Below are 16013 nucleotides of genomic sequence, written 5' to 3'. Positions count from 1 at the left end.
ATGGGCTATAGCCAAGCGGTAAGGCAACGGACTTTGACTCCGTCATGCGCTGGTTCGAATCCAGCTAGCCCAGCCATTTTTGCGGAAGTAGTTCAGTGGTAGAATACAACCTTGCCAAGGTTGGGGTCGCGGGTTCGAATCCCGTCTTCCGCTCCAATAAAACTTCATATGGCGGCATAGCCAAGTGGTAAGGCAGAGGTCTGCAAAACCTTTACCACCGGTTCGAATCCGGTTGCCGCCTTTTCTTTGTGCCGATGTGGCGGAATTGGCAGACGCGCACGACTCAAAATCGTGTTCCTTCGGGAGTGTCGGTTCGACCCCGACCATCGGTATCGGCGATGTAAAAAGACTCTAACAGAAATGTTAGAGTCTTTTTTGTTAAATTATGTTATGTGATTCTAAAATTCGTAATAAACGTAGGAATTCATGTATAATGTAACTTGTCGAAAGAACAAAATGATAGTGATTTATATTATGTCTGTAATATGAATCAAAAATGAACTTTTTATATTTCTTTTAAAAATGTGTTGAACACACATTATATTTCATATTAATATCTTTATGTAGATTTAAAACGGGAAAGAGAGTGGAAAGTATGGGTCGTAAATGGAATAATATTAAAGATAAAAAAGCATCAAAAGATGCAAATACAAGCCGTATATACGCGAAATTTGGACGTGAAATTTATGTGGCAGCAAAACAAGGCGAGCCAGATCCAGAATCAAACCAAGCACTTAGAGTCGTATTAGAGCGTGCGAAAACATACAATGTACCAAGAACGATTATTGATCGTGCAGTTGAAAAAGCAAAAGGTGGCTCAGAAGAAAATTATGACGAGCTTCGTTACGAAGGCTTTGGACCAAATGGATCTATGGTTATTGTAGATACACTTACAAATAACGTAAACCGCACTGCTGCAGATGTACGAGCTGCATTTAGCAAAAACAGTGGTAATATGGGCGTAAACGGTTCTGTAGCTTACATGTTTGATGCGACAGCTGTTATCGGTCTTGAAGGTAAAACATCAGATGAAGTTCTTGAAATCTTAATGGAAGCAGATGTAGATGCACGTGACATTCTAGAAGAAGAAGATGCTGTTATTGTGTATGCTGAACCTGATCAATTCCATTCAGTACAATCTGCACTTAAAGATGCTGGTGTCGAAGAATTTACAGTTGCAGAATTAACAATGCTTGCACAAAATGATGTAACACTTCCTGAAGATGCTCAAACACAATTTGAAAAAATGGTTGATGCATTAGAAGATTTAGAAGATGTACAACAAGTTTACCATAACGTAGACTTAGGAGAATAAAGAAAAGACCATTTCGTAATACGAAATGGTCTTTTTTATATGGAAATTATAGTTAATACAATGTGCTTGTAAAGGTATTTCATTGATGTTAGCGAATATTGTTGTAGATTGTATAAGCAATAAAAATATTTCCAGGAGGCATTGATATGGAACATAAAACACCAAAGCACATTGTTGCAGTAGCAGGCTATTTAACAAATGAAAAGAATGAGGTACTTTTAACGAAAGTACACTGGCGAGCTGATACGTGGGAAATGCCTGGAGGGCAAGTAGAAGAGGGAGAAGCACTTGATCAAGCTGTTTGTAGAGAGATAATGGAGGAAACGGGCTTAACGGTGGAGCCTATTGGGATTACAGGCGTGTATTATAACGCTTCTATGCATATTTTAGCTGTTGTGTTTAAAGTGGCATATGTAAGTGGTGATATAAAAATTCAGCCTGAAGAAATTAAAGAGGCTAAATTTGTTGCATTAAACGAAGGGAACATTGATGAGTATATAACGCGTCCTCATATGAAATCAAGGACACTGGATGCGATGAAAGCAACGCATTTCATTCCGTATGAAACGTGGGAGGTACAACCATATAATCTTTTAGGAAGGTTGTAAAGAAAAGGTTAGTTATTTGAGGGTGCCTCAAATTGCTAACCTTTTCTTTATGTATACTGTTTCAGAAAAAGGTCACAATAATAAAGTGAAACTTTAATTAATAAGGTTTTTACTTATCTATCATTGATTTGCAGAACGTTTGTTCTGTATAATAGTAATGTATCATATATAATTAGATTACTAGATGTTTAAAAGTAGAAATTTGTAGATGATATAATAAAAGAATAAAGTGAAATTAAGGGAAGCATAATGTTCTTAATTTATACAATGTTATTGGTTGTTAATGTTTTAAAACAATGTATATTCAACATTTCATATGAATAGTAGATAAAAAAGGACTGTGATACAATACATTTTTACACCTTACAATGTTGTAAGGTATGTGTAAGAGAAATCGATGGGATATTCTTTTACAACAAAGTATCCTTAAGGTAAGAGTTATATATGCTGTGTGGAAAAGAGGTGTTCAAGATGAAAGAACGAGTATTATCTAGAGTGAACTATCATCAAAAAGTTGCATTAAATCCATTAACTAAATTCTTTTATAAAGCCATTATATTATTATTATTGTTAAGTTTTGCATTATTATTCGTTGGAAATGTAATGATTGAGCGAAGTGATATTAGTAAATTACATGTACCTGCTAAATTAGATGTACCCGAATCAGTAACACACGCATTTATTGCGACGGAAGATAAAAGGTTTTATCATCACAATGGTTTAGACTATATAGCAATTATTCGAGCTTCTATTGAGAATATAAAAGCTGGTGGTGTTGTGCAAGGAGGAAGCACAATTACACAGCAGCTATCTAAAAATGCTTTTTTAACTAATGAACGTACATTTTCTCGTAAGTGGAAAGAGATTTTCTATACGAAAAAAATTGAACGTACATTTACAAAGGATGAGATCTTAAAATTATATGTAAGTAATATTTATTATGGAGAAGGTGCATGGGGAATTGAAAAAGCGGCAAATCTTTACTTTGGTAAAAAGGTGGATCAATTAACCTTAGCTGAAAGTGCAATGATGGCCGCTGTAGTAAAAGCACCTGCTTATTACTCACCTGTCCAAAATTATGATAAGGCCGTCGAGAGACGAAATGTCGTTTTGAGATTAATGGAAAAAGAAGGCTATATAAATCATGATGAGTATGTTCAAGCAGTTAGTGAGAAATTAGTAATTCGTCAGGATATAAAAACAGAGCAGTCGATGTTAAATAACGCTCGTGAAAAAGCTGTCAGTTAAGAGAAGTTCCTATATAGGAGCTTCTTTTTTTGAATAAATTGTGACAAATTGTGACACAATATCGTCACAATTGTTGTATTTTTGTAATTTATGTGAGCGTGTTCATTGCGTGACATATGTAAGTATTGATATTATGTGTATTGTGTACAATGCTGTATACAGAATATGAATTTAAAGAGGAATGTATATGAAATCATCGAACAAACTCATGGCTCTTGGTATAGTTTTTTCTATCGCAGTATTGATTGTAATCGGAGCAATTGCGTATAGCATCATAAATGACAAAAAAGATAAAGGAAATGAAATGTTTGCTTATTCTACGCAACAGTCTTTAGGGAAAGATGATGCTCCAGTTAAGGTAGTTGAATTTGGAGACTTCAAATGTCCAGCTTGTCGTACTTGGGATGTAACGGTATTACCACGATTAAAAGAAGAGTATATTGATAAAGGTAAAGTGCAGTTATATTTTATTAATTTCCCGTTTATAGGAAAAGACTCTGATTTAGGTGCCGCAGCTGGTGAAGCAATTTATAAACAAGATCCAGATTCATTCTGGATTTTCTATGATGAAATTTATCAAAGTCAAAAGAAAGATACGGAAAAATGGATTACAGAAGAACTGCTTCTTAACATTGTGAAAGAGAAACTTCCAAAGGTTGATGTAGACCAATTTAAGAAAGATTTACACAGTAAAGAAATTACAGAAAAAGTACGTAAAGATTCAGATCGTGCTCAAAAATTAAAAGTTCAAGGGGCTCCTTCAGTATATGTAAACGGAAATCTTGCAAACCCTGATTTCGATAGTATGAAGAAGGCAATTGATAAAGAATTGAAAAAGTGATGAGGTTTCTCATCACTTTTTCGACTTTTTTCGATAAAATTCTTGCTTCCGTTTTTTGTACATGCTATACTACTTTACATAAGTTATTCTAATATCTTATATGTAATTCATATTTGCGGGTGTAGTTTAGTGGTAAAACAAGAGCCTTCCAAGCTCTGGTCGAGAGTTCGATTCTCTTCACCCGCTCCAAACTTTATTTAATATTTTTCTAATAAATTGTGATCAACGCAGTGTTTCGTTTCCGAGATAAACGAGGCATTGCGTTTTTTAATGTTTGAAAAGCATCATTGTATGCGAAAATAGAAGAAAAGAATAGTATTCCAAAAGTGAATTGCTAACCAATAGAGTGTTACATAAGGGATGGATTCATCTGAGGAGGCGATTAGGAATGGACTTTGAACAATTAAAGCAAGATGTAATTGCGTATAGTAAAACAATCGGTATAGATAAAATAGGTTTTGCGAGTGCTTCCCCGTTTGAGGAATTAAAGCAACGTTTAATCCAGCAGCAACAATTAAATTATCAGTCTGGATTTGAAGAACCTGATATAGAGAAAAGAACGAATCCACAGCTTTTATTACCTGGAGCGAAATCAATTATTGCGATTGCTTTAGCATATCCTTCTAAATTAAAAAATGCACCGTTAAGCAAAAGAGGAGAGCGCCGTGGAATATTTTGTCGCGCTTCATGGGGACAAGATTATCACCTTGTTTTGCGAGATCGTTTGCAAAAGCTAGAGGCATATTTAATTGAAAAGCTTCCAGAGATAGAAGTAAAGTCAATGGTTGATACAGGTGAGTTAAGCGATCGTGCTGTATCAGAGCGTGCAGGTATAGGATGGAGTGGTAAGAACTGCTCTATTATTACACCAGAATTTGGTTCGTACGTATACTTAGGAGAAATGATTACAAACGTTCCATTCCCACCAGATCAGCCAATAGAAGATCAATGTGGAAGCTGTACGAAATGTATTGATATTTGCCCTACAGGTGCTTTAATACAGGGTGGGCAGTTAGATTCGAAGAAATGTATTGCATTTTTAACACAGACGAAAGGATTCCTACCTGAAGAATACCGCGATAAAATAGGGAATCGTATATATGGATGTGATACATGTCAGACTGTTTGTCCGAAAAATAAAGGAATGGATTTTCATAATCACCCTGAAATGGAGCCAGATCCTGAGTTAGTTAAACCGTTATTAACGCCACTTTTAACCATTAGTAATCGTGATTTTAAAGAGAAATATGGTATTATGTCAGGATCATGGAGAGGTAAAAAGCCATTGCAACGTAATGCTATTTTAGCACTTGCACATTTTAAAGAAGCGTCAGCAATTCCTGATTTAATTGGTGTTATGAAAGACGATCCAAGACCAGTCCTTCGCGGAACCGCAGCATGGGCAATTGGGAAAATTGGCGGTGATGGAGTAGGCGAAGCGATTGAAAAAGCAATGCAACGTGAGAAAGATGAAGAGGTCCTTCATGAAATGAATCGTGGGCTTGAATTGTTAGCGCAGAAAAAAGAGTAGATAATATTTCCCTTTTTCATATTGTAATATGGGAGGGAGACAGAATGGCTGTTAAAACGAAGATTGAAAACCAAGTACAACAATTTTTAGCATATATAACGGAGAAACGAACAAATGTGAATGGTATTGCTGAAGATTTATTACAAATAGCGCAGAGAAAGAAACAATTGTTTCAAAAACGTAGTGCACATATAGTGAAAGCAACTGCGGATGTTTCTTTCATTAGACAATTAAATAGTAGTAATCATCAAGAAATTGATTATCAAATACATTTTAAATATTTAATTAGGCATAAAGAATTATTTTATATCGAAGAGGAACAATTAAAACGAAGAGTTTGTTTAAAGAATAGCCGTGTAATAAGTGATTATGCTATTGAAGTGTCAGAAGAAATTGGGATAGGTGAGACATTAGAAAGGGAATTTGTGAAAGAGAAGTACGGTTCTTATCAATATAATCGTTTAGAGGCAGTGAAATATGCAGAGCGTTGGTGGGATGACCGAAATCCTATATATCGCAACTTCCCTGATAATTGTACAAATTTTATTTCACAATGTCTTCATACTGGAGAAGTACCAATGAATGGATATCCTAATATTCGTAAAGGATGGTGGCAAAGGGAAAATCAGTGGAGCTGGAGCTGGGCTGTCGCACATTCTTTTTATTGGTATTTGTCAGGTGCTACAACAGGTCTTCGAGCAGAAGCTGTTGAAAGGCCAGAAGATCTTATTCTTGGAGATGTTATTGCTTACGATTTCGAGGATGATGGTAGATGGAATCATACGACGATTGTAGTAGCAAAAGACGCAGATGGTATGCCACTTGTAAATGCACATTCAGCGAATAGCCGTCGTCGTTATTGGAACTATGAAGATTCTAGTAAATATACACCACAAATGAAATATAAATTCTTTCATATTATTAATGGGTAGAGATTTTTCGCTCAAGTGGTATAATACGTAGTAGACAAAAAACAGAGGTGAATATCGCGTGGGAGTACATGTTGTTTTATATCAACCAGAAATTCCAGCAAATACAGGAAATATTGCTCGTACTTGTGCAGCAACTGGAACAGAACTACATTTGATTAGACCGCTTGGATTTTCAACGGATGATAAAATGTTAAAGCGTGCAGGATTAGATTATTGGCAGCACGTGAAGATTACGTATTATGATTCAATTGAAGAATTTTATGAAAAAAATAAAGATGGTGAATTCTTCTATTTAACAAAGTATGGCGAGAAAGCTCATACAGCGTTTGACTATAGCAAGCGTGAGAAGGATTATTATTTTGTATTTGGAAGAGAAACAAATGGCTTACCAGCTAATGTAATCGAAGAAAACTTCGATCATTGTTTACGTATTCCAATGACTGATAAAGTGCGCTCATTAAATTTATCTAACACAGCAGCAATTTTAATTTATGAAGCGTTCCGTCAACAAAATTATCCAGGATTAGATTTAGAAATCGTTTATTAAAAGTCGCCATTTGGCGACTTTTTTTCTAAAAATAAAAATAATATGCAATCATACATTTTAAAAAGGGTACATATTCATATAGAATGGGATATATGATTAAAAATAGATAAGACGGGTTGAGATAAATATGAAGGAAAAATATAATAATCAAAATACCTTTTTAAGTATGATAGATATGGATTTAGTAAGACAGGGACTGTTGCATGCTATTCAAGATTTAGTGTTTATTGTGAAAGTTATCGATGATGAGACGTTTAAATATATTTATGTGAATAAAATAGGCATGGATTATGCGGAGCTAAGCGAAGAGTGTTATGGAAAAACGTTTGGGGAAGTATTGTCAGTAGACAAAGCAAGAATCTTACAAAGGCAATATACAAAAGTAATACGAGAAGCGAGATCACATACTTTTTGTGATGTGATTAGCTTATCAACTGGTAGTCTACACTATGAGTCTTCACTTAATCCTGTATACGACGATGAAGGGGTATGCCAGTTTATTATTTGTATTACAAGGGATATTACAGCTCAGATTGCGGAAAAGGTAGAAATAGAAGAAAAACAAATGTTATTTAAATCATTACTTGAATATAATAATGACTCCATTATATCTATAGATTCTATAGGTAGAATTACATATGCGAATCCGGCAACGTATGAGATGTTTGGATACCGGCATGAAGAATTAAATAATAAATTTATTTTTAAATTTATTAATGAAGAATATAACAAAGACTTTCAAATGATACTTAAAGAAGCTTTACAAGGAAAGGCAAAACAAATCGTTTCAAAGAAATATGTTCATAAAGCAGGGTACGAGCTATATATTTCTTTGAGAACTATCCCAATTATTGTGAACGGAGAAATTGTTGGGGTATATATTGTTACAAGAGATGTTACGAGGCAAGTATTAAATGAGATGCGAACGGAATATTTAGCTTACTATGATCAATTAACAGGATTAATGAATAGAATTTCATGTACAAATAAGTTAAATGTTTTTTTAAATGAAAATATAAATTTTGCGCTTGTTTTTATTGATTTAGATGAGTTTCATCTTATTAATGATACATTTGGTCATAAAGAAGGAGATAAAGTATTACAAAAAGTTACAGAACGTTTGAGCAATCTACAAATAGAAGGTATGCATTTATTTAGAGAGCATGATGATCAATTTGTTATGTTAATAGAAAATATAACGAAAGAATATGTAGAGGAAGTTGCAAAAAATATATTAAAAAACATTAGTAATTATTTTGTAATAGAAGAAGAGGACGTGTATTTAAGTGCGTCAATTGGAATTGCAATGGCACCAACAGATGGAGAAGATGAAAAAATCCTTTTTCAGAGAGTGGATGCTGCTTTGGAAAAAGCAAAGGAAAAGGGAAAAGGGCATTATCATTTTTATTGCAATGGATTAGATTGTGAACGTGAACAAAGGTTTATAATAGAAAATCAGTTATATCGAGCTATAGAGAAAAATGAATTTTTCTTATATTATCAGCCGCAAGTTAATATTGAGACGAAAAAAATAGCTAGTATGGAAGCTTTAATAAGATGGGAAAATAAGGAGCTAGGATTTGTTTCACCTAGTCAATTTATTCCACTAGCAGAAAGAACCGGATTTATTATTAAGCTTGATGAATGGGTAGTGAATCAAGTGTGTAAACAAATACGTGAATGGCTAAATAAGGACTATGAAGTTGTCCCAATTGCAGTGAATATTTCAGCTAGACATTTTCGTTCTATTACATTAATCGAAATGATTACAAGAGCTCTAAATAAGTATAACGTACCACCTCATTTATTAGGAATAGAAGTTACAGAAGGAGCTCTTATACATAAAGATTTATCGAAAAGAGTGTTGCTGCAATTAAAAGAACAAAATGTAAAGATTCATTTAGATGATTTTGGGACAGGGTATTCATCTTTAAGTTATTTAAAAACATATCCAATTGATACTTTAAAAATTGATCGTTCTTTTATGGAAGGGATACATATAGATGAACGCGATACAAATATTACGGCTGCGATTATTCATTTAGCTCATACTTTAGGATTGAATGTAATTGCAGAAGGAGTAGAAAAAGTGGAGCAAATCCAATTTTTGAAGGAAAAGAATGTGAAACTTGTACAAGGTTATTATTATAGCCGCCCTTTATCAAAACATGATGTGGAGAATGTATATTATAAATAATTGATGCAGAAAAAAAGTGATGTGCTAAAAAGCACATCACTTTTTATGTGTACCAGGTTTATCGTTGTAACCAGATGTGAAAATGGCGGTAAGAAATGTGAGTGATACACCTAAAATTAATAATAATTTCATATTAATATTCCCCCTACTTTTTCGGTTTACTAATTTTATTTACTACTCGAAATGTATGTAAGGTTCTTAGAAGAAAAGAATTAATTTAAAATGAATAGCGGTGTGAAGCCTTTAATATCTTTATTATACAGAATTTTCTTTCAGTTTTGGAGAGAATTTTATTACGCGATTATATATTTCGTTTTGATTTAAAGAATGTTTAAGGACATCCTAGCATACCTTTTATAATAATCCGATTGAACAAGGAGATGGGGGAGGAGCTATAATGGATATTCTAAAGAAAATTGAACAACATCGAGAAGCAGAAGAACGTTTACAATGGGAAGGTACGTTTGCGGAGTATTTGGAGCTTGTGAAAGAAAGACCATGGGTGGCTCAAACAGCACACTCTCGCATTTACAATATGATAAAAGATGCTGGCATTGAAGAAGTTGATGGTAGAAGAAAATATAACTTCTTTAGTAATCAGTTATTTGGATTAGAGGATGCTTTAGAACGCCTTGTGGAAGAATATTTTCATCCATCTGCAAAACGATTAGATGTTAGAAAACGTATTTTATTATTAATGGGTCCTGTTAGTGGTGGTAAATCAACTTTAGTTACGATGTTGAAACGAGGATTGGAAACATATTCACGTACAGATCGCGGAGCTATTTTTGCGATTAAAGGCTGCCCAATGCATGAAGATCCGCTGCATTTAATTCCACATCATTTACGTGATGATTTCTTTGATGAGTATGGAGTAAGAATTGAAGGGAATCTATCACCATTAAATGTGATGCGTTTAGAACAAGAATATGGATCAAGAATTGAGGATGTAGTTGTAGAGCGTATTTTCTTCTCGGAAGATCGCCGTACAGGAATTGGTACATTTAGTCCTTCAGATCCGAAGTCACAAGATATTGCTGACTTAACAGGTAGTCTTGACTTCTCTACAATTGCAGAATATGGTTCAGAATCAGACCCTCGTGCGTATCGCTTTGATGGAGAATTGAATAAGGCAAACCGTGGAATGATGGAATTCCAAGAGATGTTAAAATGTGATGAGAAATTCTTATGGCATTTATTATCACTTACGCAAGAAGGGAATTTCAAAGCAGGTAGGTTTGCGCTGATTTCAGCAGATGAATTAATAGTAGCGCATACGAACGAAACAGAGTATCGTTCTTTCATAGCAAATAAGAAAAATGAAGCATTACATTCGCGGATTATCGTAATGCCAGTTCCATATAATTTACGAGTGAGTGAAGAAGAACATATTTATGAAAAAATGATTCGTGAAAGTGACGTATCAAACGTGCATATTGCACCACATACACTTCGCGTTGCAGCAATGTTTACTATTTTAACTCGTTTAAAAGATCCGAAGCGTCCGGATATTGATTTGATTAAAAAGATGCGTTTATATGATGGAGAAACGGTAGAAGGTTATAATGCGATTGATGTAGAGGAATTACAACGTGAATATCAAGATGAAGGTATGAGCGGTATTGACCCGCGTTATGTTATTAACCGAATTTCTTCGACAATTATTAGAAAAGAAGTACCATCTATTAATGCACTTGATGTACTCCGCTCTTTAAAAGACGGATTGGATCAGCATCCATCTATTAGTAATGAAGATCGTGAACGCTATATGAATTTCATTTCATTAGCAAGAAAAGAATACGATGAAATTGCTAAGAAAGAAGTACAAAAAGCATTCGTGTATTCGTATGAAGAATCAGCTAAGACACTTATGGATAATTACTTAGATAACGTTGAGGCGTACTGCAATAAGTCGAAATTGCGTGACCCGTTAACAGGGGAAGAAATGAGCCCGGATGAAAAATTAATGCGCTCAATTGAAGAGCAAATTGGAATTTCAGAAAATGCTAAAAAAGCATTCCGTGAAGAAATATTAATTCGCATTTCTGCTTATGCACGTAAAGGAAAACGCTTCGATTATAATTCGCACGAACGTCTTCGTGAAGCGATTCAGAAAAAACTATTTGCTGATTTAAAAGATATAGTGAAAATTACAACATCAACGAAAACACCAGACGAAAATCAGCTTAAGAAGATCAATGATGTTGTTGCACGTTTAATTGATGAACATGGCTATAATTCTTCTTCAGCAAATGAATTGTTACGCTATGTAGGTAGCCTGTTAAATCGATAGTTTGATAACAAAACGCTGTCTCTTGTATTTTGCGGGACAGCGTTTTATTATCCGTTTATGTGTATAAGGTGTCATATCTTGTCCAAATATAATAAATTAAGATGCAACTTTATGAATTTATTGTCAATTATTTTTACAATATGCATATGATAGAGTAACCAACCATTCATACGAAAAAAGCCAACACAATACAATATGTTGCAAAGTGAAAATGTGTGCAACAATGCATTGTGTTTCTTTCTTATCGACGGTTAAATGTCATTTCTATTATGTGAGTGGCAAAATTTTGTTTAGGATGCTAGGAGTATTGTATGAAAAACGTTATCTATGTTTATGGGATGATTTTCGATGGACAGTTACTTTTCAAATATTCTAGCTTGCACATTACAGAACAAAATTTATAGATTGCTGTTCATAGAGAAAGACAATTACAGTAAGGAGGGAAAGAAATGGGCGAAGAAAATCAACCAAATTATACGATTTCACAGGAAAACTGGTCCCTCCATCGCAAAGGATATGACGACCAACAACGCCATCAAGAAAAAGTGCAAGAGGCAATTAAAAATAATTTACCAGACCTTGTAACAGAGGAAAGTATAGTGATGTCTAATGGTAAGGATGTTGTAAAAATACCGATTCGTTCTTTAGATGAATATAAGATTAGGTACAATTATGATAAAAATAAACATGTTGGGCAAGGAAATGGTGACAGCAAAGTTGGTGATGTCGTTGCGAGAGATGGATCAGGTGGTCAAAAGCAAAAGGGACCAGGAAAAGGGCAAGGTGCGGGAGATACGGCTGGGGAAGACTATTATGAGGCTGAAGTCTCTATTTTAGAATTAGAGCAGGCGTTTTTCAAAGAGTTAGAGCTGCCTAATTTAAAAAGAAAAGAAATGGATGAAAACCGGATTGAGCATATTGAATTTAATGATATTAGAAAAACAGGGTTATGGGGAAACATTGATAAGAAGCGAACGATGATATCTGCATATAAACGAAATGCAATGCGTGGTAAAGCATCTTTCCACCCAATTCACCAAGAAGATTTAAAGTTCCGTACTTGGAATGAAGTATTGAAGCCAGATTCAAAAGCTGTAGTATTAGCGATGATGGATACGAGTGGATCGATGGGAATATGGGAGAAGTATATGGCACGTAGTTTCTTCTTTTGGATGACTAGATTTTTACGCACGAAATATGAAACGGTAGATATTGAGTTTATTGCCCACCATACGGAGGCAAAAGTAGTTACAGAGGAAGAGTTTTTCTCAAAAGGAGAAAGCGGCGGAACAATATGCTCTTCTGTATACAAAAAAGCATTAGAGCTTATCGATAATAAATATTCACCAGACCGCTATAATATTTATCCATTCCATTTTTCAGATGGTGATAATTTAACTTCGGATAATGCTAGATGCGTAAAGCTTGTGGAAGAATTAATGAAGAAGTGTAATATGTTTGGCTATGGTGAAGTGAACCAGTATAATCGCCACAGCACACTCATGTCAGCCTATAAAAATATTAAAGATGAAAACTTTAGGTACTATATTTTAAAGCAAAAAGCAGACGTATTCCATGCGATGAAAAGCTTTTTTAGAGAAGAATCAGGTGAGAGAATGGCATAATCCCTTTTAAAGGGATTATTTTTTTGTGAAATTTTCAAGAAATATGTATGTTGCCAGTTGACAACGCGAATGAAAATCATTATCATTTATCCGAGAAATGATTACATTTTGAATTATATATTTCGAAGGAGATGTAAGGTTGAAGAATAATAAAAGAAAACATATAAATGCAATTTTAATAGCGGCGACATTGTCGTTGCCGTTTGCGGCATATTCAACACCGGCGTTAGCGGCAGTAGCAATTGAGGTGAATAAAACTGGACATGCTTTAGCAGATGGTACATATGATGCTGTTATTAAAGCGTATAAAGATAAAACAAATGAAGAATCCATGGCAGCTGTTTATATAAAGGATCCGAAATTAAAAATTGAGAATGGAAAGAAAATTGTAACGGCAACGTTAAGTGATAGTGATTTCTTTCAATATTTGAAAACAGAGGATAGTCATACTCCTGGTGTGTTCCATGATGTGAAAGTAATATCAGAAGATAAAAAGAAAAATGGAACGAAAGTGATTCAGTTTGAAGTAGGGGAATTAGGAAAGAGGTATAATATGCAAATGCATATTTATATTCCAACAATGGCTTATGACAATAAGTATCAAGTGCAGTTCGAAGTAAATACTTTAAATTTAGAAAATAATGTTCCAGAAAAGCAAAAGGAAAATAAAGAGGATAAAGTGGAGCAACAAGATGAAAGTGGAAATGTAATTGTAGATAAGCAGTTACAAAGGCATATCAATAAATATAATTTGCATAGAGAGAATTTAAATACGCCAATAACTAAGGAAGATTTATTAAAAGTTAAATCTTTAATAGTTGTTGAGGCAAAAAATAAAGGAATACAAGACGTAAGTGGTCTAGAGTATATGACGAATTTAGAAAACTTAACGTTGGAAGAAGTTAAGTTAGAAAATATACAATTTATCTCGAAGTTGAGGAAACTGAAATCGTTAAGTATAACTTATGGTGAACTTGAAGATATTGGATCTTTGGCTGAGTTAGAACATATTGAGTTTTTAACTTTGAGAAACAATAAAATTTCAGATTTAAGCCCATTAAGTCAAATGAAGAAGATTAAAATGCTAGATGTAAATAGTAATTATATAAAAGATATTAAACCATTATTTACAGTGACATCTTTAAGGGATTTGACTATAGCAAATAATCAAATTAGCAATGCAGGTCTTGAAGGAATTCACCAATTAAAGAATTTGAAGATACTTGAAATAAGCAATAATGGATTGAGCAATGTTGAACATATTAATGGGATGAATAAATTAAGTGAATTAGGGCTTTCAAAAAATGAATTAGTAGATCTTAATCCATTATCACAATTATCAGGATTACAGAAACTAGATTTAGAGGAAAACTATATTTCAGATATAACGCCACTTAGTCAATTAACAGGTTTATATGATTTAAAGCTAGGTTCAAATGAAATCCGTGATGTTAGACCGGTTCAAGAGTTAGGAGAAAGAATATACATCGATATTCAAAGACAAAAAATCTTTTTAGATGAAGCAAGCGTAGATGAAGCAATAAAAATTCCAATATACAATCTTACAGGAGCACCACTTCAAAATATTAATGTAAAAAATGAAGAGGCCACTCTGGATAACGGGTTTATAAAGTGGAATAGTCCTGGAGAAAAAATATATGAATTTAAACTAGATACGAATTCTGCTGAAAGTAAAATAAGCTTTAATGGGAAGGTTATACAAAATATAGTTGAAAAACAAAAAGAAAGTAAAAATGAAATCCTTGATAAAAATTTACAACAACATATTAACAAAGAGAATTTTAGTAGAGAGAATCTAAACGCCCCTATAACAAAAGAAGATTTATTACAGATTAAAAGATTAGAGATACTTAAAGAAAAAGGAAAAGAAATAAAAGATGTAGCAGGTTTAGAGTACATGACGAACTTAGAAAACCTCACTTTAGAAGGAGTGGGCTTGAAAAATATAGAATTTATTTCGAACTTGAAACAATTGAACGCTGTGAATGTATCGCATAATCAAATTGAAGAGATAACACCGTTATCTTCATTGGAAAATTTACAGTGGTTAAATCTGGCGGACAATCGTATTAAAGATGTAACAGTTCTTGGATCAATGTTAGACTTACTTAGCTTAAATTTAGCTGGAAATGAGATTCGTGATGTAAGGCCGTTAATACAATTAGGTCAGTGGTTTACAATTGATGTTGGAAGACAAAATATCGTTTTAAATAATGCAAAAGTAAACGAAGAAATTCAGGTTCCTGTATATGATTTAGAAGGAGAAAGTATTGATAATATTAAATTGACAAGTGAGGATGGAACGATTGATAACGGAGTAATAAAATGGAGTACTCCAGGCGAAAAGGTATATAAATTCGAGTTAGATTCTGATGAAATTAGTATAAGATTTAACGGAACAGTTACTCAGAATATAGTTGAAAAGGAAGACGAAAAAGAACCAACAAAAGAAGTTGAAGAACCGAAAGAAGAAGTAAAAGAACCAACAAGAGAAGTTGAAGAGCCGAAAGAAGAAGTAAAAGAACCAACAAAAGAAGTTGAAGAGCCGAAAGAAGAAGTAAAAGAACCAGTAAAAGAAGTTGAAGGACCAACAAAAGAATTAGCAACTGGATTGGATCAAGAGACAAAAGAGGATAATCAAGTTGGGCCAGTGAAAAACGTAGGACAAGAGGGTGCGAAAGAAACGGATTCAAATAAACAACATGCTAATAAGCAAGAGGAAAATAAGAAATCTTTAGCAGCAACTGGTAGTCAAGTTAACACATCGACTTTACTTTCTGGATTAGCACTTGTTCTTTCAGCATTAAGTATGTTTGTATTTAGAAAGAAATTATTTAAGAAATAAACAACGCTTT

Annotated in this window: 11 protein-coding genes and 5 tRNA genes; all 16 read left to right on the top strand. The window is 33.8% G+C overall.

What is annotated here, in order from left to right; genetic code table 11:
• Window position 1: 1 nt before the first annotated feature.
• Window positions 2-76: transfer RNA gene (locus tag COE49_RS14780), tRNA-Gln, on the top strand.
• A gap of 5 nt (window positions 77-81) precedes the next feature.
• Window positions 82-156, top strand: a tRNA-Gly gene (locus COE49_RS14775).
• Window positions 157-170: 14 nt separating this feature from the next.
• Window positions 171-241, top strand: a tRNA-Cys gene (locus COE49_RS14770).
• Window positions 242-250: 9 nt separating this feature from the next.
• Window positions 251-332: transfer RNA gene (locus tag COE49_RS14765), tRNA-Leu, on the top strand.
• A gap of 263 nt (window positions 333-595) precedes the next feature.
• Window positions 596-1315, top strand: coding sequence for a YebC/PmpR family DNA-binding transcriptional regulator (locus COE49_RS14760; protein WP_098357253.1), 720 nt, complete (start codon window positions 596-598; stop codon window positions 1313-1315).
• 146 nt (window positions 1316-1461) lie between these two features.
• Complete coding sequence (locus COE49_RS14755) at window positions 1462-1923, top strand: NUDIX hydrolase (protein ID WP_098883146.1); 462 nt, start codon at window positions 1462-1464, stop codon at window positions 1921-1923.
• 471 nt (window positions 1924-2394) lie between these two features.
• Window positions 2395-3171 carry a transglycosylase domain-containing protein gene (locus COE49_RS14750; RefSeq protein WP_088233172.1) on the top strand — a complete coding sequence of 259 codons (777 nt, stop codon included), beginning with the start codon at window positions 2395-2397 and terminating at the stop codon, window positions 3169-3171.
• A gap of 187 nt (window positions 3172-3358) precedes the next feature.
• Window positions 3359-4012, top strand: coding sequence for a DsbA family protein (locus COE49_RS14745; protein WP_140417533.1), 654 nt, complete (start codon window positions 3359-3361; stop codon window positions 4010-4012).
• A 115-nt stretch (window positions 4013-4127) separates the two neighbouring features.
• Window positions 4128-4201, top strand: a tRNA-Gly gene (locus tag COE49_RS14740).
• A gap of 199 nt (window positions 4202-4400) precedes the next feature.
• Window positions 4401-5543 carry a tRNA epoxyqueuosine(34) reductase QueG gene (gene queG, locus COE49_RS14735; protein WP_088233174.1) on the top strand — a complete coding sequence of 381 codons (1143 nt, stop codon included), beginning with the start codon at window positions 4401-4403 and terminating at the stop codon, window positions 5541-5543.
• A gap of 44 nt (window positions 5544-5587) precedes the next feature.
• Window positions 5588-6475, top strand: coding sequence for an amidase domain-containing protein (locus tag COE49_RS14730; protein ID WP_088233175.1), 888 nt, complete (start codon window positions 5588-5590; stop codon window positions 6473-6475).
• Between the two features lie 58 nt (window positions 6476-6533).
• Window positions 6534-7022 carry a tRNA (uridine(34)/cytosine(34)/5-carboxymethylaminomethyluridine(34)-2'-O)-methyltransferase TrmL gene (trmL, locus tag COE49_RS14725; protein WP_000538147.1) on the top strand — a complete coding sequence of 163 codons (489 nt, stop codon included), beginning with the start codon at window positions 6534-6536 and terminating at the stop codon, window positions 7020-7022.
• A 127-nt stretch (window positions 7023-7149) separates the two neighbouring features.
• Window positions 7150-9219, top strand: a complete 2070-nt coding sequence (locus tag COE49_RS14720; protein ID WP_098945938.1) for a sensor domain-containing protein — start codon at window positions 7150-7152, stop codon at window positions 9217-9219.
• Between the two features lie 397 nt (window positions 9220-9616).
• Window positions 9617-11512 carry a PrkA family serine protein kinase gene (locus COE49_RS14710; RefSeq protein WP_000353283.1) on the top strand — a complete coding sequence of 632 codons (1896 nt, stop codon included), beginning with the start codon at window positions 9617-9619 and terminating at the stop codon, window positions 11510-11512.
• A 449-nt stretch (window positions 11513-11961) separates the two neighbouring features.
• The gene (gene yhbH / locus COE49_RS14700; RefSeq protein ID WP_088233178.1) at window positions 11962-13137 is read left to right on the top strand and encodes a sporulation protein YhbH; all 1176 of its coding nucleotides are present in this window, start codon (window positions 11962-11964) and stop codon (window positions 13135-13137) included.
• 139 nt (window positions 13138-13276) lie between these two features.
• Window positions 13277-16003, top strand: a complete 2727-nt coding sequence (locus tag COE49_RS14695) for an NEAT domain-containing protein (RefSeq protein ID WP_098945937.1) — start codon at window positions 13277-13279, stop codon at window positions 16001-16003.
• The last annotated feature ends 10 nt before the right edge of the window (window positions 16004-16013 follow it).

It is taken from the genome of Bacillus sp. AFS029637 (genome assembly GCF_002584985.1).
Lineage (GTDB): Bacteria > Bacillota > Bacilli > Bacillales > Bacillaceae_G > Bacillus_A.
This window is presented reverse-complemented; position numbering and strand designations above follow the sequence as displayed.

Excerpts from the sequence above, each read along its gene's own strand:
- COE49_RS14760 (WP_098357253.1), top strand. The coding sequence starts at position 596 with ATGGGTCGTAAATGGAATAATATTAAAGATAAAAAAGCATCAAAAGAT.
- COE49_RS14755 (WP_098883146.1), top strand. The coding sequence starts at position 1,462 with ATGGAACATAAAACACCAAAGCACATTGTTGCAGTAGCAGGCTATTTA.
- COE49_RS14750 (WP_088233172.1), top strand. The coding sequence starts at position 2,395 with ATGAAAGAACGAGTATTATCTAGAGTGAACTATCATCAAAAAGTTGCA.
- COE49_RS14745 (WP_140417533.1), top strand. The coding sequence starts at position 3,359 with ATGAAATCATCGAACAAACTCATGGCTCTTGGTATAGTTTTTTCTATC.
- queG (WP_088233174.1), top strand. The coding sequence starts at position 4,401 with ATGGACTTTGAACAATTAAAGCAAGATGTAATTGCGTATAGTAAAACA.
- COE49_RS14730 (WP_088233175.1), top strand. The coding sequence starts at position 5,588 with ATGGCTGTTAAAACGAAGATTGAAAACCAAGTACAACAATTTTTAGCA.
- COE49_RS14720 (WP_098945938.1), top strand. The coding sequence starts at position 7,150 with ATGAAGGAAAAATATAATAATCAAAATACCTTTTTAAGTATGATAGAT.
- COE49_RS14710 (WP_000353283.1), top strand. The coding sequence starts at position 9,617 with ATGGATATTCTAAAGAAAATTGAACAACATCGAGAAGCAGAAGAACGT.
- yhbH (WP_088233178.1), top strand. The coding sequence starts at position 11,962 with ATGGGCGAAGAAAATCAACCAAATTATACGATTTCACAGGAAAACTGG.